Source organism: Parashewanella sp. 2210YD4-3, from assembly GCF_056591735.1.
Window position 1 is genome coordinate 289735 of the sequence record NZ_JBWQOG010000003.1, and the last position, 23775, is coordinate 313509.

Below are 23775 nucleotides of genomic sequence, written 5' to 3' on the forward strand. Positions count from 1 at the left end.
GATTATGAGTTTTCCCGCAGCAAGAGCAACAGATATGCATGTGTGTCCAATGCAAACGCCTGCAATAGTGCCAATTCCTCACGTTGGCGGTCCAATTCTCCCCTTACCAAATATGGTACTTATCGGGAATCTACCAGCTGCAACCATGGGGCAACCCTGCGTTTGCGTGGGGCCACCAGACAGTATTGTGAAAGGAAGTATGACAGTATTGCTAAGTAATCAGCCAGCAGCCCGAATGCTGGATATCACAGCACACGGAGGAACCATCATTTTAGGTTGGCCAACAGTATTGATTGGTGGCTAGCAAATTATAGATAAGACCCAGCTATAAGGACTGGATCTTATACTTGTAGCTTAAGCTTTAAAACTTAAATTGAGCTCTAGCTTCTCGTTCAACGATTACTTTCTTTGTTAATTCAGGTTCTGTCTTATTTAAGCTCTCAGCCATGGACAAAAGCGCTTCCATCACATTAAGCTTATCTGTATCTTCAGCAAATAATTTAGCTTGACGATACTGACTTTCACTTGGTTTTCCTTTACTCAACCGTTGTATTACTCTCGCTTCGTCTTCAGAGGATAGCATCCCGCTTTCAGCAAGTAATTGTGTTACCGAAGCTGATAACGCTATATCAAGGTTATTGCTAATAGCAATCACCTGTTCCCAGTTGCGACCTGTGAAGCGATCAGGGTTGGCTTCCATAAATCCGATAATTTGAGTCACATTATCGGAAGCTAGTATTGGGCTTATTTTTCCTATTTGAGCATTAACCAAAAATGCTAGTTCAACTACTTTGCCAGACTCAAATGTAGCATCACTCAAAGCATTGGATAATTTGTTACTAACAAAAGATAACCATTCTCTATCTTCTTTCTGAAATAGAGATTCTGAATTAAAGAAGATTTGTTGCCATGGTGTTAATAGTTTACGACTAAACCGGTTTGTAGTGAGAGCAGCAGTTACCCCCAACACTTTAGCTGTTTGCTGCACATTTGATATAACTCGATATGATTCAGATTCATCTAAATCCTGCTCAAAAATGCTATTTGTTACTGAGTATTGGCTCAATAATTCATAGGCTTTATCAAAGTCCCCAATTTGTTTATAAGCTTCGATAAGAGCTATGCGTTGAGGAGACTGAAACTTCAATTTAGGATCTTCACTAACAGCATTTTTCGAAATAGAGCGAGCAAGTGCAATGGGATTTTCAGGAGCAACTAAAAGACTCGCCTTTAATACAAATGCATTATAATAACTATCAACAGCTGCTTTATTATCAGCACGTTTTACTATATTTGCTATTTGTCTGAACAACGATTGTGCCTGGGATGGTTGATAATAGCTCTTAATTCTCTTAACTATTTCTAAAACCGTAACAGCCGGAATGGCATTAATAGCGTCAAAATTTGGAGCAGTTGAAAATTCATCATATTGTACTAATTGCGCTGCTAATAATAGGTACTGCTCACTTGCAACTGAAAACTCACCATGCCTTGCAAGTAAATCAGCTGACTTAGCTGTTTGCCAATGACTAGAAGCAAATTGATTATTAGAAATATTTTTTAGAACACCAATTACTTTGTCGGAAACTTCTATAGACTGCTTATCAACTAGAGTTAAGTATAAACTTAAGTCATGTGATGAAATTGTACCTTTGAGTAATCTTCTCTCTAACTGTATTAATTTTTTATCAACACCATTATTGTGAATGATAGAATCAGCAATGAGTGAATAGAACTTACCCACTTCCCCTTGCTTTTTGTAAGGAAGAGCACGTATAAATTTATCAAATTCAACGGAAGCAAATTTGTATTCGGCAATTACATCAAAAAGATTTTGCTTAATTTCTGCCGTCGTATCAAGTCGTGAAATTAGATCATTTGAAGTCGATGATTTTACAACTCTATTTCTGTTAGTCACACTTTTCTCAGAAACGCCCATATCCCACTGTAATGCATCATTGTATGAAATACCAGGACCGAAATTTCTAGTTTTGGTTGAGCCAGAAAGAACATGCCTCCATAGAGCTCTAAGATTGGCTTGAACTTTTAGGCTATCTTTTGCTTCAACACTCGCAACTAACCCGTCGATATAACGTAAGCTAGCATTTTGGGTCTGACCACCACTAGGAATATTAGATGCGTCAATCTTAGCCACTACCTTGTACAAACGAGCACTAGAAAGCGAGATTTTTGTATCCGTCAATGCCTGTTGGCTTAGTTTTTCCTTCACTTCAGGTAAACGAAGATCCTCTCCGCCATCTTGCAGTAACGTCAACGCCTTAGTGTATTTATGCTCACTAATCAACTGCTCATATAAAGCTGCACGTACAAAGGGTTCTTTAGGATCATGCTGATAATAATTGAGCAAACTTTGCTCGAACTGAATCTTATCATCCAGCTTTAGAGCTACATCCATTTCAGCCAGTCTGAACGTTTTTTCTGCTGGGTAGTTCTTTATTAATTTCTTTAATAAAGATAATTGTTGTGTATATTCCTGAGAGCTTAACTCATAAAAACTGAAACGATATTTAGCATCGTAAAAGGCTTTGACTATATCAAGAGGTAGTTTGATATCACCATCAACACCAGATAAATATTCATCTACAATAGATGAGAAGTTATCGACAACTAAGGTGTTGAGCTGATACCCAATTGTTGGATTCTTAGCTTTAAACTCAAATATTTTAAACAGTAGTTCTTCATCGGAGCCATTGAATATTAATTCAGCTAAATCAGTATAAGATGAGCCTAATTTTGCTTTACTTCCAATATAACCAATTGCTTTAGATAGTAATTCTTTATGAGACTTATTTGCACCAGGAACAATAAAACCCACTGCCAACTGTGGTATATCAAAAGCATTTTTGAAGTCAGCACGCTCTAATATCTCTTTAATTAGTAAGTCAAATTTTTGTTTTTCCTTATCAGAAAGCTGTTGCTTCAAACCCTTTTTAACAAGGTCGAAGTGTGACAAAACAGCGTAGCCTGCTGTCGCTTTTGCAATTTGTTTTCGAGCATAGTCAATTTGCTCTGAAATAGATAATGATTCAGCAAGGATAGAATTAATATTTTTTGAGGCTATAAACGATGTTCTTGGATCTAACTTGGGATCATAATTATCAATATATTCAGCCATTGTCTCTGCAGATAACAATTTTCTTCCTAGAGCTTTCTCTACATTACGATAGAGGTCTAAATTGGTAATCGCCGTATTAAAATAACCTTGGTCCATTGAGCCATCATTAATCAATTTAGCACCAACAACAGATTTAAACTGTTCTAGTGATAATAAAGATAACCCTCGAGCAAAAACCTCTACAAATTCTTGCTTCTGAATCAATCGATTGAATAATGCTGAGATTTTAGCTCTGTCGTTAGATGCACTCAGCAATTGAAACTGTGTTTCAATATCATTTTGGTACTCTGCATAACTTAATGCATTTGATAAAACCGATGTATTAACCGGATCACTTACAAAAATTTGATGTTTTTTATCGGCACTAGCTTCTAACTCTGCTAATTCCTTAAAATTTCCAACTCTATGGTAATGCTGTGCAATATCGGTATGGAGTAACTCATCATCCTTAAACAATGAAAGTAACTTTGTATCAATTTGCAAAGCAATATCACTATTGTCGGTTGAAGTGGCAACACGTCTGACCAATTTTGATGTTTGATTCAACCTTGAGTATTGATTTAAAGGTAACGGCTCTTCTTGTAATTGAAGTTTTTTAACATTCACCAGTTCAGAATTAAACAATGAGAGTAATTCTTGCAGTCTAGTTTTGACTAATTTCGAGTCTGTTGGCCAAGTTACAATGAACCCCTCTGCAAGCGATTCAAAATGATTACGAAATGAACGGCTTACCGTGGTATCAACCGGGGGCTCCCAAAAGTTTGATCTTTTTTCTTTTGGAACGCCATTACGAAGCGCTGCTGGCTGTTGTTGAATAAGCCCTTGTAATGCATTCCAGTACCATGCATTTGCAATGTCATCTTGCCCAATTTCTTCCCGTAACAACGCTGTACTTTTAAGTAAGCCAAGATCTGAACGGTTACGGCTTAGTGCTTTATTGAAGAAACTCAACGCTTTTTCTACATAACCTGCATCAAGGAACATTTGCGCCTTTGTTTTGTCAACATCTATTAAACCTGTGATATCCGTGATCATATCAAAAGACTTTTCTGCCTCTAGCACATTGCCTTTACTGAGTAATGTTTTACTTAAATCGATATATATTTCAGGAGGAAGCTCTTGTTTTAATCCAATAAGACGTCGACCGTAAGTCAATTTACGTTGTTCATCACCGAGTCTAAGGCCTGTTATTCCGTGTGCCGCAGTAGATAAGGTGATAAGCTCACGCAAAATACTCGCACGGCGAATCCCAGCCTGCGCTAATGAGTTTTCTACTGCAGTAAACTCCCCTTGTTTATCATTAGTTTCTTGAGAAATTTCAGATAAAAGCGTGTAAAGATAAAACTTATCCGCTCTAGATGTGATACGTTCAAGAATGAGACGATGAACCCAACGGAATGTGCTTTGAATTTTGGGCGTTAACTCCTCGCCGAAGCGACGAGCACCGATCATATTTATGATGCCGTCAATAGCGACAACGAATTCGTTATCTCCGTCAGCATGTTCAGCTACGTATTGTAAGATCGCTACGGCTTCATCACGTCGCCCGTGATCTTTCATTAGATCGGACATTAATAGTAGATTGTCAGACATGGTTGGTGTTTCTGCAATTGAGCGACGATAACTTTCAATCGCTCGCTCAGGGAATCCACCCATTGTCATAATACCAGCTTCAAACTCACCTGCGACTTGAGCGGCATTATCTGCTTTCAAACTGTTAAGTAAGTTATTAACTTCAGCCAACCGCTTGTCTTTATCTTGCTCTAATTCATTAGTTAGCATATTCAAAATTATGTTGCGAACATGCTCCGTCTTGAAATCGGGTTCAGCGACAAGAAGTTTCCGTAAGACTTTATCGTATGATTCAGGATCTTCCAGCATTAAGTAGACTTTACTTAATTGATTAAGCTTCTCGACTTCGTTCATATTGCTGCGGCGAGCAAATTCTTCAATAACTTCAATTGCTGATAACTGATCACCGACTTCAACGTAAATACGAACCAGTAGATTGATTTCGTTTTCGTTGGCTTTATTCAGAATGAGCTTTTCTTCAATATCTACAACGATGTCAGCCAATTTATTTAATTCAGCAGCTAATAACATCAATTGAGCTTCAGAGAAACTACGTCGAGCCGGACTTTTAACACCAGTCCAAATATCCTGCCAAAGATCTAGGGCTTGTTGTTTTTGACCGTTAATACTGTATAGCCAAGCAAGGCGCATGCGCTCGTCATAACCAAGGCCCTCGCCTTGCTGATCAAGGCGTTGATAGATGGCTAATGCTTTGTCAGCACGAGATAATCGCTCATAAGCATCAGCGATATCTTTATGTTCTCCTGCTGTTTCAGATAAGAGAGTTTCTAAACGCTCTAAAGCCTGTGTTGCTTGTTGCTCTTGACCACTATTTAAGTAAGTTTCGAATAAAAAGAAATTGGCGGGAGCTGCAAACCCTTTATTAGTTGCATGCTTGGTAACAAAAGAAATCGCTTCATCAACAAACCCCATTTTGACCATGCTTTCAGCGCCATCAACCAGAGAAAAAATATTTTTCTCATTATGCGAAGCCATTTCCTTCCATACATTTAAGGCCTTCTCAGTTTTCCCTATGTTCATATAGTGGGAGGCGAGACCATCATACCAAGCGATAACATCAGGCTCTTTTTTGATCTGATTGTTATATTCATTAATCATATCTTGAGAGCGATCTGCAGAAAGATACAATTTAATTAATCTTTGTCTCTGTCCCAGATCAAGTTCATCAGCTGACGTCGTTTTGAATAAATCAATAGCCTCGTCATAACGACTTAACTCTACTAAAACATCAACACGAGCTTGCTGAAGATCTAAATCGTTTGGATAGGTTTCTAAAAGTGGCAGTACTGATGCTAATTCGTCGGCATCACGGTAGGACTCAATCAGAATAGAAAGCGCATAGCGTAAATCGTATTTAGCTCCTGCGTTCTCAAAGGCAGCCCATGCATTTTTTTGAGCAGTTTTGTAATCTTTAGATTTAATCGCCCAGCCAGCTAAGCGGATATATTGCTGAAAAGGTTTACCGGCTTGTTCTTCAACTTTGTATAAATCCAGTGCTTTCTTTTGATAGCCCATAATAGCTAACACGACAGCTGCACGGTTTTTGAAAGCTTGCTCACGAGTATTTGCCAATTCAACTAATGCATCTGTATTATCAGTTGCATTTATCATGGTTAAGCGGATCAGTATAAATTCTTTTTCCACTTTACTTTTTGTCAAATCAATGGCTTTTTGATACCAATTTATGGCTTGTTCTGGTTTTCCTTGTGCGTCAAGCAAACGAGCTTTAAGCAAAAAACCATCTGAGGTTTTTGCCAGCTTAAGTCCTGCATCCACCGCTTTTTGAGCATTAATAGAATCGCCATGTCGCCAATACAAATGACCAATAGTCAATTGAGCATTAGCTCTTTCAGATAAATTATTTTTTTTATTCTTTGAGAATTGATTAAGTTTGGTAATGGATTGGCTAATGTCTTTATCTTCCAAAATGGACTTATTATAAAGATCATGAATACCTTTATTTTCAACACCGCTTACATCCTTAACTACAGAAGCAATGTCACCAGTAGATACAGCAGCATACACAGGAAAACATAGGGCCGCTGAAATAGTGGTCGCCAGCAACGTCTTTTTAACATTAAACATAGTCTCAAAACCCTTAATTCTTTTTGATATTTGGGATACACATCCGTGTGTTTCATGGAACACTAATCTCAAGACTGAACTTAAATGCTTATAGAAGCCTTACATTAAGTCCAATCTTTTATCGATAATTAACGGCGAGTGCTCTTTGGCCAGCGGCGATACACAAGTTCTGCGATATAAAACAATAAAGCTAATAACAGTAAGTAAGGCCAAAGCTTGGTAACGATAAATGCCATATCACCTTGCTTGCTTTTTAACTGCCAATCACTTGTTGCGATCTCATTTAGGAACTGTCCTTGGGTTAATTCAGATAGCTTTGCAAAATCCAGTAGCTTCGATGGGCTTACCTGATTTTCTTTAGCGATATCTGAATATGAACGTAATGCATTACGTTGCCAGTTACGGCTACCTTTAACTTCGACTAAAGCATCTTGCCCAACAGGGAAATCAATATTAGCTACAAATAGACCTGGGGCTTTTTCATCAAAGCGGATTTTCTGACTGTTACTCGCACCATCCCAATCCAAAATTCGAACACTTGGCGTTAACTCTAAATCATGTGAAAGACGTTGAGCAGCGATCGATAACTGATCATGCTTACGATCAACCGTTAAATGGAACTCATTCTGATTACTTGCTGTTTTTCGAATTATGCGACCTAACCATTGACCATATTGCTCCCAATCAACGAAATTTTGAGTACCATGACCTAAAGGCTCTGTCATCAAGGCCGTAACACGACCTAAACCATATTGCCAAGTGGACAAGACTGGATATTTACCAACCGACTCTTCAAGTAATACTTCAGCGGCAGGTTTACGGCCTACTTGTACATAACCAGCAAGTTGAGGAAGGTTGTCTTTTTTTACATCCCCCCACCAACCCGTTCCGCCTTGCGCTGTCATTGAGAAAGCACCACGTTTATAGGTTGGAAGTTTCTTAGTAGATGGTTGCTTGAGGATCATTTCAACAAGGTTGAATTCATTTCCTACAGAATAGAAACGCCCTTTACCCCAATTGGCCATATCAGACATAATTAAGTTATGGCCACCCTGACCAACCAAAATAGTTGATACGTTAATATTGTCTTTGGCAATACGACGTAACATACCTTCGTAGTCATCATCCTCAATACCTGCATCTGTAATCATGATAATATGTTTGAAGCGTGTATTGATGTTTTTTAAACCGTAATAAGCTTCTTGTATGGCAGGGAATAAAACGGTTCCACCAATAGCTTTCATACGGCCAATTGCACGGTCAACTTCAATTTTATTAGATGCTGGCTGCATTGGAATAGCCCAGTGCTTAGCACCATAAAACTCAACAATACCTATACGATCATGTGGTTGTAAGCGTCGAACAGCAATACGCGCCATTTGTTTTGCCAACTCGATCCGTGTCCCAGCCATAGAACCAGAAGTATCGATAATGATAGCTAGACCAACACTTGGATCATTTTTATCGTCTTTCTGTTGCAACTGAACAGGCAAAGCATCAGCAATTGGGGTGTCAAAATAACCGCCACCGGCAAAGGCTGATTCACCACCAGAATGTAGCAAACCGACACCTTTATTCTGAACCGCAGTAACCAGCTTTTCTTGAATGGCTTTCGAGATTTGATTTGAAGGAAGGTCATCTTGGATTACAACATCATATTCAGAAAAATCAAAATCAGTAGTGAGCTCAGCAGCATCTACCGACTCAATATTAAAGCCCGTGCCCAATAACTTACCGAAATGCTGTTCCGCATTAATCTGGCGATCGCCTAAATACAAAACGTTAATACCATCTTGAACAGCCAGTACAGTAGAAAGTTGATTATTAGATGCATCCGACTCATCACCAGAGATAACCTCAAGTTGTGCACGTAATGGATAAAACCCAGCATTTTCCGCTTCAAAGCTTAATTCGATGTGAGCCTGGCCATTGACAGTAAATGATGAAGATTTTGCCAGTAGGGTGTCATTACTGAATAAGTTGACAATTACGGACTCTGCATTACCTGCGACCTCAACTGATACATTTGCTTTTTCACCAACACGTACAGTTCGAGCTTTAATATCAGCAACGTAAAGATCAGAATAATCACGGTCAAGCTCGTAAGTATGAACTGGAATACCTCGATCTTGATATTGAGCGATGACTTTGCTCCAATTTTGGTCTGTAGCTAAACCATCTGTAATCAGTGATACTGAACTATTCACACCTAATGGAATGGTTTGAATTGCATGAGCTAAAGCTTGTGACAACGATGAAGTATTTAATGTATTACTGATCAACAAATGGTTTTCAGCATCAAAACTGTGCTTTTGACCACCTAGCTGTACCAAAATTAATTCATCATCTGCCGATACATTAGCTGAGAGTTCATTAAAGATTGATTGAGCATTTTGTTGTGCTTCTGCAGAAAGGCTATCCGATTGATCTACAATAATGACATGATGAGCCTTATTACTTGAATTAATCAATACTGGTTGTGTCAATGCCACTATCACACAAGTAAAAACAGCTGCACGGATTAATTTGTGATTATTATCGCCACGTTTTTTCCATAGCAACCAAAGCACAGGCAATCCGAAAAGTAATATGCCAAAATAGGCGTGTAAAAATGATAATTCCATAACAACCTCTCTACGGCATTAGGCCACGTTGATAGATAACCCACTCAGCAATTAGCAATAACAAAATCAAACTGATCAATAGTGTGACAAACTCACTAAAGTCACTGAGTACCGAATTTACCGAGGCAACGTTATATTCTGTGCTATCGGTAATAGCTGTGGTCACATCGCTATTAGTTAAAGATACATGAGCCTTTTTACCAGCTAACTCAATGCCACCTGCTTTACCCAGATACAAGCTACCATTTAAGCTTTGTTCAAAACGGTCTTGAATATTTGATAGACCATATAAACTGTCTTGATGATATAACTCTTGACCAGCACTCAAGTATGGCTGCCAGCCATTATTACCGCTTAACCATCGAATTGATTGAGCGACAAACACAGGATAGGATTTTGACTGGGTAAAGTTAAATTCAGGCTGAAGCAAAGCATTCCACACCTGAACACTTGGTGTATCTGCATGACTAAGTTCAACACTGATAGGTTGAGAAGATGCAGTAGCCAACCCATTAGCATCTATTTGATCGAGTGCTAATTCATGCAAGCTGTCCGCTAACGCTTGTTCCGTACTCTTATCACCTTGATAAAAGAGGTTAAACGCTGGCGTTTGATTCGACATTTGAGAAAATTCTAGCGCGGGTAACTGGCTGCCAAAATTTTCACCAACTTGGCGAATCACGACATCTGCATCCTCAGCTCCAACCAAACGTACACTTGGATCGGAATTGACTACTGCGAAAACTGAGTTATGTACTGTTGATGAAACAGCAACATTAACAATTGAATTTTTGGGTAAAACAACACTTGCACTATCATCGATGGCAAACGCATCACTATTTTTAAGACGTGCAGTAAACTGCTCACCAGCAAGAGGCACATCACGTAATACGAATTTACCTTCACCTAACTTTTGGATTTGATCTGGTGTAAAAAATGCATCGTCTAATAAGAACTCTAAATCAGCTAGCTTAACCTTAGTTGTAGCATTCGTTTTAGCCTCAACCAAGATATCAATTAGATTTGCTTTACCAGAAGCGGCAAGGCTAATACCTAAGTTTACTAATCCAGCATTATTTTCAGCTGTTTTAAATGAAGTGGCATGAGAAACCGTGATATTGTCTGGTATAGAAACAGGCAATTTAGACTTGCCATATACAATCACATTAACTTGCGTATTATCATTAAATCTTTGGGATAAAAGCGTTAATTGTTCTGCAAATGAATCAGGCACCGCTTGCGGGAAAATTTTAGTTAAACGTTGCTCGAATACTGCTAGTTGTTCACTTTGACTTAAGATCTTTGTGTGAAATTCACCACCGAATATCACTTCTCTACGATTCTCAGGTAAGCTTGAAATATCGGCTTCTAAAGCAGTCACCGCTTTTTCAAAGTGTTCACCTTGTGTCATGGCAGCACTGCCATCCAAATACAGGACATAATATTCGTTACTTGCTTCTTTATTCACTTCTGGCTCAGAAAAGCCAAGCCAAAGTAAACTGGCAATCAGCAAGGTTAATAAGTAAGCCAATATATGCTTAAATTTTTGTCTAAAGACGCGTACAGGCGCATCTCGTGCCGCTTGTTGCCAAAACATAGATGTTGGCACAATCAGCGTACGATATCTTGTACGTAACTGTTGAAGTGCAAACAACAAGCCAGCAATAGCTAATAGGCCAGCCACAACAAAACTGGGACTTAAATTGATGAAGTTCATAGAACCAAACCTCCGGACTCGAATAAGCTAGACAACTGTTCTAATACATCTTCATCAGTATCAATCTGAACAAAGCCAGCACCGTATTGATTAGTAAAATCCAATAATCGTTGGTTGAATGATTGGTAGATTTCTTTGTATTTTTCGAGTAAAGCTGGCGTAATAGTGATCTCAGCAGATCCGTTAGTCTCACAATCTTGCAGCTTTATATCACCATAAAAATCATCACTTAAACTTGGGTCTGCATCACTCGCCTTAGTTAATTGAACAAGAAGTAACTTGTGGCGTAATAATTTCAATGAATCCACTATCTTTTCTATACCTGAATCATCAAAGAAGTCAGAAATCACAACAACCAAACCTTTTCGTAAATTTAAATTTGCTAGGTGATGGATACTGGTTGATAAATTAGTTTGATTTTGAGGCTCTAATTCAGATAAATGCTTTGCGATTTTCATTACATTTCGCTTACCCGATGAGGATTTAACCTTTACCTGCATTTCATCAGCAAATGGGAATAAACCAACACTGTCATGCTGACTTAAACTAATAGAAGACAATGCTAAACTAGTTTGTAGAGCGGCATTAATCCTTGGAGTATTCTCTAAAAACATACTAGCCGACACATCGATTAAGAAGTAGACCGGCATATCTTGCTGCTCTTCGAAAATTCGAACAAACACACGACCAAGTCTACGATAAATGTTCCAGTCGATGGCGCGTAAATCATCACCTGCTACATAAGGTTTGAAATCCGCAAATTCTAAACCTTGTCCTCTGGCCGCTGTTTTTTGCTCTGCCAAACGTCCGCCCTTCTGCACCTGTGCCACTCTCAACGAAAAGTGCTGAAGTGCAGACAAAAAATCAGCATCGAATAGCTCATTAAATGTTAAAGTTTGTGATGCCATGATAGTTACCTTGTCAATTACGTACTCTTATTGTTATTACCCCAGTCATCGCCAGGGCCATAAATTATTTATGAGACTGTATTTGGCACTTGTACATGGTTTAGTACATCAGTAATTAAAGAATCTGCACTAACACCATTAGCTTGAGCATGAAAGTTCAGTACTAATCGGTGGCGAAGTACGGGTGTAGCAATAGATTTAATGTCATCACAACTTACAGCAAATCGACCACTTAACAATGCTTGCACTTTAGCCGCTAACATAAGGCCTTGAATACCACGAGGCGATGAACCTAGAGCAGCATAAGCATTAACTGATTCAGGCGCATATTGGCTTTGTGGCTGTGTTCCCATAACGAGGCGAATTGCGTAAGATTTAGCAGCTTCAGGTACAGGAACGGCACGGACAATGTCACGCATTTCACGGAGAGTCGCGGCATCCGTAACAGGTGTAATTTCAACTTTTTCGCCACTAGTCGTGCGGTCAATAATCGTGTGATAGTCTTGTTCGGTTGGATAGCCAACAACAAGTTTGAATAAGAAACGGTCAAGCTGTGCTTCAGGTAATGGATATGTACCTTCTTGTTCAACAGGGTTTTGAGTTGCCATTACACAGTAAGGCTCATCCATTTTAATGGTACGACGACCTACGGTAACTTGCTTCTCTTGCATGACCTCAAGTAATGCAGACTGAGTCTTAGGCGTTGCTCGGTTAATTTCATCAGCAAGCACTAGATTAGAAATGATTGGTCCTTCTTGGAAGGTCAATTCATGACCACCACTTTCAGTTTCGGTTAGTACTGTCGTACCTTGTATGTCGGCTGGCATCATATCAGGAGTAAACTGAATACGAGAGAACTCTAGGCTAACAGCTTTACTCAGTGAACTAACCAACATAGTTTTACCTAGACCAGGAACACCTTCTAGTAAAACATGACCACCAGCTAATAATGCAGTGAGTACTCCTTCGATAATATCGTCTTGACCGACCATCATATTGCTAATTTCGGTCTTAATTTGAGTGAACGTATGTTTAAACTTTTCAGCTTGTTCATTTACATTGATTGAATGTTGTTCCATAACGCTAACCTTCTTAGTTGGTAAATTATTGTTTAGTTTTTTCGTCTGAACGTTGTGCGACAAAATATTGAGTAATGACTTTCTTGATCCAAGGCAGTAAAGGTTTTTCTGGCACCTCACCTACCGCACCAGTTCGAGCACCGTGGTCTTCACTATTCGTTTGAGCAACTTGCTGCTGTTCAGGTTGAGATTGTTCTTGTATGGACTTTGTTCGCCCTGGATTTGGGGTTCCTTGCAATCTATCTGGCATAGGTACACCTAATAACATTGCAGCCACTCCACGAGTTTTCTTTAATCCGCCAGGGCCACCACGACCGTTAGCATCCTCATTTTCTTGATCTGACTCTCCAGATATACTGAGCTTGCGATCAGCTGGCGCTTTACGTTTGTTTTTTTTCGGCCCTGATGAAGAATTTGCTTTTTGTTCTTCGTCTTCCTCTTCTTCAGCTTCATCCGCATTGTCAGTTTCATCTTCTTGACGAGCCTTGTTTTCAGCGGCAGCTTTATCTGAATTAGCTGGCTGCTGACCAGAAGTGCTTCCCTTGCCGTTGGCTACGCCAGCAGAAGGGCTATTTTTCTGTTTTTTTTCACCATCTTGCTTTGTTTGCTTATTGGTCTTTTTCTTGGTCGCTGGTTTTTCCTTCTTTTTCTGCTTTTGCTTGGAAGACGAACTTTGTGAAGAAGCACCACTACCAGCCGTTTCAGATTGATTCTGCTTTGCATCACTATTTTGACTCGATGCATTTGAGGCTGCCTTAGGCTGGCTTTGCTTGGCTTTTAACTGAGATTGTTCCTCACCCATCTCAGATGCTGAATCAGATTGAGATGAGCTGTTCTTTATTCCTGAAGTTTTTTTATTCACCTCAAGTTTAGACTCAACATGCTCAGAGTCTTGTGTCGTTTTTATTGCCGATAGCAACTGAGTTGTTTCTACTTGTTTTTCAGCAACATTGGTATCAAAACCAAAATTGATAAAGGGTAATAAAACAGCTAATACAGTCAAAGATACCGCAGTGGCTAAACTGCGCCATTTGGCAAATGAAAGCACTGGAGCAGATAACTCTTTTTTAGGTAGATTAGTGACAATAGCTTCATTGATGAATTTTTTTGAATCTTCAATAGCGGCTAACTCAAAATCAGATGGATTTTCGATATTTAGAAATTCATCAGCTGTTTGTAGACGATCTTTGATAGCTAAATGATGGTCATAAAGCGCTAAAGCAAGCCTTCTGTCTATTTGATACTGACTCGAAGCTTGAAAGTATCGAATAACAAAAGCCACTAACGGAATAAGTACGAGGCCAATGTAATAAAACAGATTCAATTCAAGTTGCACAAGTTCTGTTACATCAACCAAAGCAGCAATAAATAAAATTGCAGGATAAAACCACACACTATATATAGCGACTTTCCAACCTTGCTCAAGCGCATGGCGATGTCTAAGCTGTGATAGATGTTTAGTACCCTTTTTCGCCAGCTCATTTAATTGTTGTTTTAACTTCATTGCTGTCGAATCAGTCATTATCTTTCTCCAATAGCGGGTCGTTAAGTTTTAAATGCTTTCGCACATCTGCCATTGCTTTAGTAAGTCCTGCTTGTTCATGGAATTCCGAAGGAATTAACTTAGCAACACGTTGATAATTGGAATAAGCACGTCGATAGCGCTTTAAGGCAGCATATGTTTTAGCAAGTCCCATTCGTGTAGGAATTTCTTGTTGTGGGTCACCATTAAACGATGCAGATAGGAAATATTTCCATGCCGTGTGAGGATCATTTTTATGTAAGTAAGCTTCACCCAGCATGCGTTGTACAGGTTCACGGTCTTTAGGCGACTGAGAGCGAGCAATGTAATTAAGAGCTTTTTGACCTAGTGTTATGACGATTTCATTATGCTTTTTTTCATACTTATCTTGGTTAGCTAGCCAAGCAAATCTACTGTAATAACTAGCAATAGCACGAGTCTTTTGGGTTGCAGCACCTTGTTCAATAGTCCGAACAAATTCGTCATGTGCTACATTTGTAGCTAAACCAATTTTCGCCATCTCAGTTACAGCTTCTTCAACATTACGATCTTTGGGATAGGCGTCAATATAAGCCTTTAAGTTGTTCCAATTTTGCTGATACGAAGCTTCGTAAAAAGCGGCATCGGCATCAGAATATTGGCTATCAACCACTCGAGTAAGTGCGAGGAAACCTACTTGTGAGTCAAATTCAACTTCATAGCCGCTCCATAAACTCAAACCAGCCTTCATAACACGATCTTTAGGGAACTCTTGTTGGTAGATAATTGTTGGCATTTCGCCTTGTTTTTGTGACGGCTGCTCAACAATGAAGGCTTTAGGCAGTGCTTGCTTTCTAATGGCAACCATTTCAGACAACATTGCATTCGTCTCGGACTTACCAAATTTGATGTCTTTAGCAATGATTAACTTATTTCCAACTTCGGGCTTGATGATGGTGTGATATCCTGCGGTATTAAGTTCCATTAAGCCGATATCTTTTCCGTTGGCATGAACAGGAACATACACATTATTTTGGTAAACGGTTAAAGAAGGTAAATAAACATCAGCACTTTGCTGTACTTTAGCGGCATGAACTATTGAAGAAGGTGTAAAATGAATTTCTTTATTATTCAAATTTAGTTTGATGCTGTAACTTTTTAAAATCGGGTAACCGATTATTGCTGCAATATCAATATTCTGTAATTCAACATCATATCTTGCCGTCAAAGCGTCCATAGATGTCGAGCCCGATGATTTTTTAGTGATTTCAGCTATAGGCACTTCAATCCCAAAGCTTTCAAAATTAATCTTGAGGGTCGTTTCATTCTTTCCCAGTCGACCTCCCAGGCTATCATATACGCTTTCATGCAAACCGAATGCTTCGTGGTTGCCGTAATCAAGTATGATGTGAGTTTGTTTGGTGAGGCCAGCTGTTTTTAAAGTCACAGGAATTAGTATGTGATCACCCAAGATCTTAATTTTTACAGATCCACCTTGTTCGTTCGCAACTGCATACTGACTTGCCAACAAACATAACATTGCCAGTAGTACAACATGCCGTATTCGTGCGATGTGTTTAGTCAGGTTATCCCAGTCCATAATCATTGCCTTAAAGTGTAATTGGTATTGGCTCACTTTATTTAACTGGCTTTAACTTATGGCAACCTTACGATTTAACCTTTTAAAAACATTTGATTGTTTTACGGACTATTTTATTAGAAATATTGATAAAAAAACGCAGCTAAGTATTAGAATAGCTGCGTTTCGACTTGATTTAAGGAATTGGAGTAATAGATTATCTAGAAGGGTGAATCCCTAGTGCTCTAATCAGCGCAATGGTAGTTTTTAAATTACTTAGTTTTTGCTGCAATATTGCTTCCTGTTGGTTAACTAAAGCTCGCTCTTGACTAATTTTATCAAAAGCCGAAACCGTTCCTAATTGATATTTTAGATTCGTCTCCCGAGTTAACCTTTGTTGCGAACTTAGCTGTGCAGTAGCTATCTTTAATTGTCTTTGGCCTGAAGACTGAGCACTCAGTGCATCTTCTACCTCTTTAAGAGCATTAAGTATTGATCGTCGAAAAGATATTATTTGTTGCTCAGCATCGAGCTTTGCCCGTTTAATACTTCTTTCTCTAGTCCCATTATCGAGCAACAATACTGCAACGTTTGCTGCAGTTCCCCAACTAAAAATATCGCCTTTAATAAAATCAGAGAGTTTATTACTTGATACTCCAGTATTAATGTCTAGTTTCAAATTAGGAAAAATACTGTCTTTCGCCAGATCAAAATTTAGATAGCTTGACTTTAAATTAGCTTCCGCAATTTGAATATCAGGTCTATGCCTTAATACTTCTAGTGGCGTTTTTGCAGTTAAAAGCACTTCAGGCAGCTTTGTATGAGATTGATCAATAAGTTCAAATTTTTGAGCCGGAATTCCTTGCAAATTTGCCAATCGAGTTACATTACTTTGCCGATCAGCCCTCAAGTCTTCAATTCGTGCTTTAATACTTTCAATTTCAACAGATTTATTAGCTACATCAAGGCTGGTGATCATTCCAGCTTTGTGCCTTGCCTCCAACATATTCAGCTGTTTTGCATTATTGTGTAAAGTATCACTTAATAACGTTAGACGTTGATCTTGAACCACGATATCGTAATAAACATCTACAATAGTGGCTACCAGAGTAATATGTGCAATTTCAAGATTTACCTTTGAATTAAATAAGCTTAATTGCGCAATGTCTAACTGTTTTTCTTTTTTCCCCCACAAATCAACTTCATAGCTAGCTTGTCCATTTAAACCAAAGGTTTGATTTCCACTGACATCTTTTCGCTTGGAATAACCAGCACTAGTATTTACTGAATAATTTATTCCTTGCTGGCTATCTGTATCTTCAAACTGTAATTTAGCTAACTTCAATGCGAGCGAAGCGGAGTTGAAATCAGGATTATTGTTTAAGCCATTAGCAATCAATTTTTTTAATAATCGATTATGTAAATTCTCCCAACCAATTTCAGCATTAGGAATATTTTGCTGCTGTTCAAGCCATTGTTCTGGAACGTTATTGTTCACAACATCAACATGCTCTAAATTTACAGAAGAGCAACCAGCTAGAATAACGCTAAAGGTGATAGCAAAATTCGATTTAGTAAGACTTAGTCGAAGCATTGTCACCTCCTAGCTTTGCTACAGATCTATTCGGCGCTTCTGAAGATGATTTTTCAAACCGCACCAATACCTTTTGACCAATTAACAATGGAATATTACCCGCAGCGACAACAACTTCTATCATTGAATCGTTACCTGCACCTCCGCCAACTCCTTGACTACCTGATGAAGAATTACGGCCAAATATTTCACCTACTCGAATCACTTTACCTGAATAAGTCGCGGTCTTATCAGAATTAGGAATTATGGTGGCAAGTTGTCCGACCCTAACCTTGCCAACAAACTCCTGACCTAGATCAGTTCTTACAATCTTTTGGGCATTTGGCATTAAAGTAAATGCGGTAGATACATTTAATGTTGATGCTCCCATACCAGGTCTTGCTTTAACTTCAATGATTCGGCCTGGTCTTGGTGCACGTATGGTTCGTTGATCTAATCTGAATTTAGCCGACTCAAGACTCGCTTCAGCTTGTTCAATTGCCGCGTACTGTTGTTCGAGCTGAATATTTAACGATTCAATTTCATCTTTGGCACGATCCAGCTCTAATTGCGATGAAGCATCAACTTCAACTAATGGCATGAGCCGAGCAAGCTCACGCTTTTTGATTTTTAATGAAAGTTGTTGAGATTTAAGCTGAGCCATGGCACTACGTAACGAAGCTTGTGCAGTCTTCAAGCCTATTCGCTCTTCGTCATCTTCTTGTACAGCAAGTACCTGCCCTTGATCAACAACATCCCCTTCTTTAACCAAAACCTCGCGGTAAGTACCACCTTGTCGCGCTGATATTTCTATAACCCCACCCTCAATATCTATTTTACCTTGTGCGACAGCACTGTAATTAGGAGCGGGGATTGAAACCATTTGATAATCATATGTCTTGGGTTCTAGACCTAGATCTTTTTTGAATAACCAGATCAAACCTAATACAATTAAAATTAACAACCAAAATTTTTTTGACTTAATTATCATAATACTGTCCATTAATTATTGCTTTTCGCTGGCCTTGTATCGCTATAAATCTTACCATCTTCTATTGTTAGAATGCGGTCTGCATGTCCGGTTAGGCGGTCATCATGGGTTACGCAAAGCACCATTGCATCGTGCAATTTAGCGGACCGATGAAGGAGGTCTGCTACTATTAGTCCATTCTTACTATCTAATGCTGAAGTTGGTTCATCAGCAAAAATGATTTTAGGATTTTTAGCTAACATTCGTGCAATAGCGACTCTTTGATTTTCTCCACCTGACATTTGCGCAGGTCGATTATTTCTTCGGTGGGATAGCCCTACTTCATCCAAAAGTTCATCAGCAATTTTAGAAGCCTCTTTAAAATTTGCTCCCATGTATTGCAGCGGGAGTACTATTTGTTCATGTGCAGTTAAAGAAGCAAACAGTCCCATACTTTGAAATACAAAACCACAATGCTTAGCTCTAAACTCGTCTAATTTTCCTTCTTTTTTAGACCAAATATTTTCATCTAAAACGTTCACTTCACCAGAGTTTGGTCTTTGAAGTCCCCCCAGACTTGATATCAAAGTTGACTTACCAGAACCTGATGGGCCCTTAACTAAAGTCATCTCTCCAGAATAAAGTTCTAAACTTAAATGATCCATGGCTGTTATAAGGGTATCCCCCTGTCCAAAGGTTTTAACCACATCTTTAGCGACAACTACTTTATTCATTATCGTAATAACTCCGCTGGTTGGGCTTTAAATACAGCCGTAAGAGAAACTAAGCCTGCGATAAGAGCGACAAGCAATAATAAAGCCGAACTTGCAGCTAATAAGAAAAATGGGATATGAATCGTGATATCAAATATCCCCATAATGAGCCTCAAAATATGTGCTGTAATTGCAGCAATAGGAATACTGACAACGCCAGTCCAGAAGGCTTGTTCCATCGCAATATAAGCAAGAATTCGCCTTTTCACTCCAAGCGCCCTAAGTGAACCAAATTCTTTTATTTGTGCTAAAAATGCTCCACGTAGCGTTTGACTTGCAATTGCACAACCGACTAACAAAGCAAATGCAGCAGAACCTATGAGCATTCGCCCATTACCCCTTAATACCTGAGAAAAGCCAGCATTAGAAGCAGAATTTTCGACAGTAGTGGCTTTCAAATCATGTGCAAGTAGCATCTGATTGAGTTGCGATTGAACTACTAGTTTATCGGCGGATGGTTTTAGTTTGATTAAAAATAATGAAGCATTATTTGTTGGGTTTCCACCGATCAATTGAACTGTTTGAGGCGAAGCAAATACTTTGGCTTCATAGCCACCAGCTAAACCATTTACCAAGCCACCGACTGTAACTTCTACATTGCCAATTCTAGCCTTTTGACCTATTCCGGTATTTAGTTGATTTGCCGAAGCGCGAGGTAATATAACAACACCTGGAGTTTCAAGAATTGTTCTCAATTCATCAGAAAAATATCTTGGAAAGTCGAGTGATTCAGGCCGCGGGTCGATAGAATAAATACTGACATAGTTACCGAAACTAAAACCACTATTTTGATCGGTTATTTGTTTTTCAGAGTCTTGATTAATATTTTCCCAGCGACTATTAAAGCCATAACTTGACCATGGTTCTACAGCTTCTACATTTGGATTCATCCAGATCAAATCTTGAAATCGGGTATCTAATTGGCCATTAAAAAATTGAAAGCGGTTATTACCATTATTTTTAACTACGACCAGATCGGCACGAAGTTGACTTTGTAATTCACTATAAGATTTAGAAAAACCAAAAACAAAACCAAGTTGAATTGTCATCAGCAAACCAGCTAAAACTAACACAACAATCGCTGTCGCATGTCGCTTCCAATCGTGAATTAAATTTGCTCTTGCTAACGAGATCATTATTGACCCTCTTGTTGTTATAAACGCCACCACGATCATAATGATCGTGGTGGTTTATCGGGATTAATGACGTACTTTATTTCCGTAAGCATCCCATACTTCTACGTCTCCAAGTTTAAGAGCACGAACTTCTTTTTCAATTTTATCTAAATCGCCAACAATAACCCAAGTCAAAGCATTTGGCTTAATGGTTTTTTGTGCTAACTTTTTAACATCTTCAATCGATACAGCTTGCAACTTGGAAGAGCGGCGCTCATCATCATTGAATGGCAGACCATATTTAGCAGCTCGTAGCATACTACTTAAATAACCAGAGTTTGAACTATATCTTGAAGGAATTGAGCGTGTTTTATTCGCTACATCTCTGCCCATCTCCTCTTTTGATATAGGGCGTGATGTTACATAGTCATTAAATTCACGCTTAAGCTCTTTAATACTTTCAATGGTTTTATCAGTTTGAAAACCACCGCCAGCAGAAATGAACATATCACCGCTGTTGTTGTAACCAATACCTGAATATGCACCGTATGTCCAACCTTTATCTTCACGAAGATTCATGTTGATACGTCCATTAAAACCACCACCTAAAGCAGCATTCATCAATTCAAGAGTTTCAGCTGTTTTATGGTTATAACCAGGAATAGAGTGACCGACTCTGATATTTGATTGAATAGCATTCGGGTTATCTACTAAAATAACGCGAGCTTTATTAGGTTTAGCACTTCCAACAGCCTTAAGTTTTGAGTTGCCAGTGTTATCCCAGTCTTCAAATGCATCACCAACCAATTTTTTAGCTTGCTTTATATTAATATCACCAACTAGGTAGATAGTAGTATTTTGTGGTGTAATTTCATTTTGATGGAAATTAATCAAATCTTGACGAGTGAGTGCATTAAGATTTTCACGAGTCCAAATTGTTCCTAGAGGTGAATCTGCGCCATAAATTGCACGACTGAACAAGCTACGATCTGCACTTCCAGGGTTACGCTCTAAATTAATGAAATAGCCTTCTGCATTATCTTTGTATTTCTTTAATTCATCCGCAGGGAAAGAAGGGTTAATGATTGTTTCTGCTGCAAGCTCTAGAGACTCTTCTAGTTTTTGAGATAAAATACCATAAGAGAATGTCGATGACTCAGTACCACTTCGAATCTGGGGCGACATGGCAATTTTATCAAATTCAGCAACAAGCTCATTTGCGTCATATTTATCACTACCTTTATTTAGCTGACTAAATACAGTAGCCGCTGTATTTGTACGGTAGCCATGGTCTGCAGCACTGCCTGTTTTAAACTCGATACCAACTGAAACTAACGGCAACTTATCACGCTTAGCAACAACAAGCTTAATACCGTTATCTAATAAAGCAGTTTCAATGTCAGGGAACTTGACATTACCAACAGAACCGACTGCAGGGATCTTACTGCGATCAACTTTATTGGTTTTTGCCGTATTTTGCGATGAAGGTAAAATTTGAAGTTCATAATAAGGCTTTGATAACCACTTGTTAGCTACTGTTTTAATATTTTTGGTATTGGCACTGTTGTACCATTTTTGCGAGGTTTTAAAATGCAATGGATCGTTGTGATACAACTCACCTTCAACTAAAAAGCGCCCAATACTACCTGTACTTTCCATCGAAGATACAAAATAACTATTTACGCCATATACTGTATTTTCAATTAAATCGCTGTCAGGACCTTTTTTAAGGAATTTAGCTAACTCTTGATCCAGAACTTTTTCGACTTCAGCTACATCTACACCAGGGCGGACATTAACTGTTACAGAAAATAATCCTGATAGTATTTGTGCATTTGCAGAAGCACTTACACTTGTAGCAAGTTTTAATTCATCGACAAGCTTTTTATATAGAGGTGAGTTTTTCCCTCCAGCCAATGCTTCTCCTGCGATGTATAGTAATGCTGAATCTTTTGATTGGTTGTTTGGAGTAGACCAAACACGCATTAAGCGAGCTGCGCCTACTTTGTCGTATAAAACTTCTTGCTTAACAGTATTAATGTCAGGTTGCCACTCAACCATTTGATTAAGTTGCTTGCCTGGACGCACGCTGCCAAAATAATGCTCAACTTTCTTTTTCGCTTCTTCGGCTGTTATATCACCAGATAGAACAACAACAGCATTGGCAGCACCATAGTAGTCTTTGTACCATTGGTGAACATCTTCCATTGCAGCATTATTAAGGTCATCCATTGAGCCAATCACTGTGTGTTGATATGGATGCCCTTTAGGGTAAACTCCTTTAAGGATCCTTTCATAAGCGCGACCGTATGGTCTGTTTTCGCCTTGACGCTTTTCGTTTTTAACTACTGCACGCTGTTCATCCAGTGCCTCTTTGGTAACAGCGCCAAGTAGATTACTCATACGGTCAGATTCCATCCAAAGCGCCATATCTACGGCTGAACTAGGAACTGTTGCATAATAGTTAGTTCTATCTTGGCTGGTTGTACCGTTCATTCCAACCGCACCTGCTTTAGTGAATGGTAAGAAATACTCACCTTCACGATTTTCAGTACCTTGGAACATTAAATGTTCAAATAGGTGAGCAAAACCAGATTTTCCAGCTGGTTCATCTTTAGAACCAACTCCATACCATACGCCGACGAAAACACTTGGTGTTGAATGATCTGAATGAACAATGACTCTTAAGCCATTATCTAGTGTGATTTTTTGATAGTTAACTTTAACCTGATCCACAATGCTAGATTTCGCTTCTGCTGTTGCAGGTAACATAGTTACACTACTGGTAGCACAAGCTAAAATAACTGCGGCGGCTATTTTTTTCATTGTTGCCATAATTGATCGCTTCCTTTTTATAATTTCAATTCCAATTAAGCGAAATATACATTATCGCAACCTTATCGAACATAAAATTTTACAATTGAAAATTACATCCATAAAAAAAGCACTGCAATTTAAACTTCATTTGCAGTGCTTTACCCAGGGAGAACTAATTTCATCGCTCTAATTGATAATCCCCCCTCAAGCTTACAAAAGCCTTACGCTACTGCTTTATCAACAATAGTTTTTCTGATGTTAAATCGCACATACAAAAACAAGCACGACTGATTAGTAGTGCTTTT

13 protein-coding genes are annotated in these 23775 nt (G+C 38.8%); 1 reads left to right on the forward strand and 12 read right to left on the reverse strand.

Going from position 1 to position 23775, the window contains the following annotated elements; genetic code table 11:
• The first annotated feature begins 4 nt into the window (after window positions 1-4).
• Entirely contained in the window at window positions 5-304 is a 300-nt protein-coding gene (locus AC1EU0_RS06575) for a PAAR domain-containing protein (protein WP_121837495.1), read from the forward strand.
• Window positions 305-361: 57 nt separating this feature from the next.
• Here AC1EU0_RS06575 and AC1EU0_RS06580 read toward each other — a convergent pair whose 3' ends face one another.
• The 12 genes from AC1EU0_RS06580 to AC1EU0_RS06635 form a co-directional block, all read right to left on the reverse strand.
• Window positions 362-6814, reverse strand: a complete 6453-nt coding sequence (locus AC1EU0_RS06580; protein ID WP_480301365.1) for a tetratricopeptide repeat protein — start codon at window positions 6812-6814, stop codon at window positions 362-364.
• Window positions 6815-6942: 128 nt separating this feature from the next.
• Window positions 6943-9438, reverse strand: coding sequence for a VWA domain-containing protein (locus tag AC1EU0_RS06585; protein ID WP_480301367.1), 2496 nt, complete (start codon window positions 9436-9438; stop codon window positions 6943-6945).
• Between the two features lie 10 nt (window positions 9439-9448).
• Window positions 9449-11155 (reverse strand): BatA domain-containing protein, encoded by a 1707-nt coding sequence (locus AC1EU0_RS06590; RefSeq protein WP_480301368.1) that lies wholly within the window; start codon window positions 11153-11155, stop codon window positions 9449-9451.
• Window positions 11152-12063 carry a DUF58 domain-containing protein gene (locus AC1EU0_RS06595; protein ID WP_480301370.1) on the reverse strand — a complete coding sequence of 304 codons (912 nt, stop codon included), beginning with the start codon at window positions 12061-12063 and terminating at the stop codon, window positions 11152-11154. The genes AC1EU0_RS06590 and AC1EU0_RS06595 overlap by 4 nt, the downstream gene beginning before the upstream one ends.
• A gap of 68 nt (window positions 12064-12131) precedes the next feature.
• A complete protein-coding gene (locus AC1EU0_RS06600; RefSeq protein ID WP_480301372.1) occupies window positions 12132-13142 on the reverse strand; it encodes an AAA family ATPase in 1011 nt (336 codons plus the stop codon).
• A gap of 25 nt (window positions 13143-13167) precedes the next feature.
• Window positions 13168-14664, reverse strand: a complete 1497-nt coding sequence (locus AC1EU0_RS06605) for a hypothetical protein (RefSeq protein WP_480301373.1) — start codon at window positions 14662-14664, stop codon at window positions 13168-13170.
• Complete coding sequence (locus AC1EU0_RS06610) at window positions 14657-16243, reverse strand: hypothetical protein (protein ID WP_480301375.1); 1587 nt, start codon at window positions 16241-16243, stop codon at window positions 14657-14659. Before AC1EU0_RS06610 ends, AC1EU0_RS06605 begins: the two co-directional genes overlap by 8 nt.
• Before the next feature lie 196 nt (window positions 16244-16439).
• Window positions 16440-17816, reverse strand: a complete 1377-nt coding sequence (locus AC1EU0_RS06615) for a TolC family protein (RefSeq protein ID WP_480301377.1) — start codon at window positions 17814-17816, stop codon at window positions 16440-16442.
• Window positions 17794-18786, reverse strand: a complete 993-nt coding sequence (locus AC1EU0_RS06620) for an HlyD family secretion protein (protein ID WP_480301379.1) — start codon at window positions 18784-18786, stop codon at window positions 17794-17796. Before AC1EU0_RS06620 ends, AC1EU0_RS06615 begins: the two co-directional genes overlap by 23 nt.
• An 11-nt stretch (window positions 18787-18797) precedes the next feature.
• Window positions 18798-19499, reverse strand: a complete 702-nt coding sequence (locus AC1EU0_RS06625) for an ABC transporter ATP-binding protein (protein WP_480301380.1) — start codon at window positions 19497-19499, stop codon at window positions 18798-18800.
• On the reverse strand, window positions 19499-20611 hold the full coding sequence (locus tag AC1EU0_RS06630) for an ABC transporter permease (protein ID WP_480301381.1): 1113 nt from the start codon (window positions 20609-20611) through the stop codon (window positions 19499-19501). The genes AC1EU0_RS06625 and AC1EU0_RS06630 overlap by 1 nt, the downstream gene beginning before the upstream one ends.
• Window positions 20612-20737: 126 nt before the next feature.
• Complete coding sequence (locus tag AC1EU0_RS06635) at window positions 20738-23488, reverse strand: M16 family metallopeptidase (RefSeq protein WP_480301383.1); 2751 nt, start codon at window positions 23486-23488, stop codon at window positions 20738-20740.
• Window positions 23489-23775: the final 287 nt, after the last annotated feature.

What these genes read in the sequence shown, in the direction of transcription:
- AC1EU0_RS06625 (WP_480301380.1), bottom strand. Translation starts at nt 19,499, where the DNA reads ATGAATAAAGTAGTTGTCGCTAAAGATGTGGTTAAAACCTTTGGACAG.
- AC1EU0_RS06620 (WP_480301379.1), bottom strand. Translation starts at nt 18,786, where the DNA reads ATGATAATTAAGTCAAAAAAATTTTGGTTGTTAATTTTAATTGTATTA.
- AC1EU0_RS06580 (WP_480301365.1), bottom strand. Translation starts at nt 6,814, where the DNA reads ATGTTTAATGTTAAAAAGACGTTGCTGGCGACCACTATTTCAGCGGCC.
- AC1EU0_RS06585 (WP_480301367.1), bottom strand. Translation starts at nt 9,438, where the DNA reads ATGGAATTATCATTTTTACACGCCTATTTTGGCATATTACTTTTCGGA.
- AC1EU0_RS06610 (WP_480301375.1), bottom strand. Translation starts at nt 16,243, where the DNA reads ATGGACTGGGATAACCTGACTAAACACATCGCACGAATACGGCATGTT.
- AC1EU0_RS06590 (WP_480301368.1), bottom strand. Translation starts at nt 11,155, where the DNA reads ATGAACTTCATCAATTTAAGTCCCAGTTTTGTTGTGGCTGGCCTATTA.
- AC1EU0_RS06635 (WP_480301383.1), bottom strand. Translation starts at nt 23,488, where the DNA reads ATGGCAACAATGAAAAAAATAGCCGCCGCAGTTATTTTAGCTTGTGCT.
- AC1EU0_RS06600 (WP_480301372.1), bottom strand. Translation starts at nt 13,142, where the DNA reads ATGGAACAACATTCAATCAATGTAAATGAACAAGCTGAAAAGTTTAAA.
- AC1EU0_RS06615 (WP_480301377.1), bottom strand. Translation starts at nt 17,816, where the DNA reads ATGCTTCGACTAAGTCTTACTAAATCGAATTTTGCTATCACCTTTAGC.
- AC1EU0_RS06605 (WP_480301373.1), bottom strand. Translation starts at nt 14,664, where the DNA reads ATGACTGATTCGACAGCAATGAAGTTAAAACAACAATTAAATGAGCTG.
- AC1EU0_RS06575 (WP_121837495.1), top strand. Translation starts at nt 5, where the DNA reads ATGAGTTTTCCCGCAGCAAGAGCAACAGATATGCATGTGTGTCCAATG.
- AC1EU0_RS06595 (WP_480301370.1), bottom strand. Translation starts at nt 12,063, where the DNA reads ATGGCATCACAAACTTTAACATTTAATGAGCTATTCGATGCTGATTTT.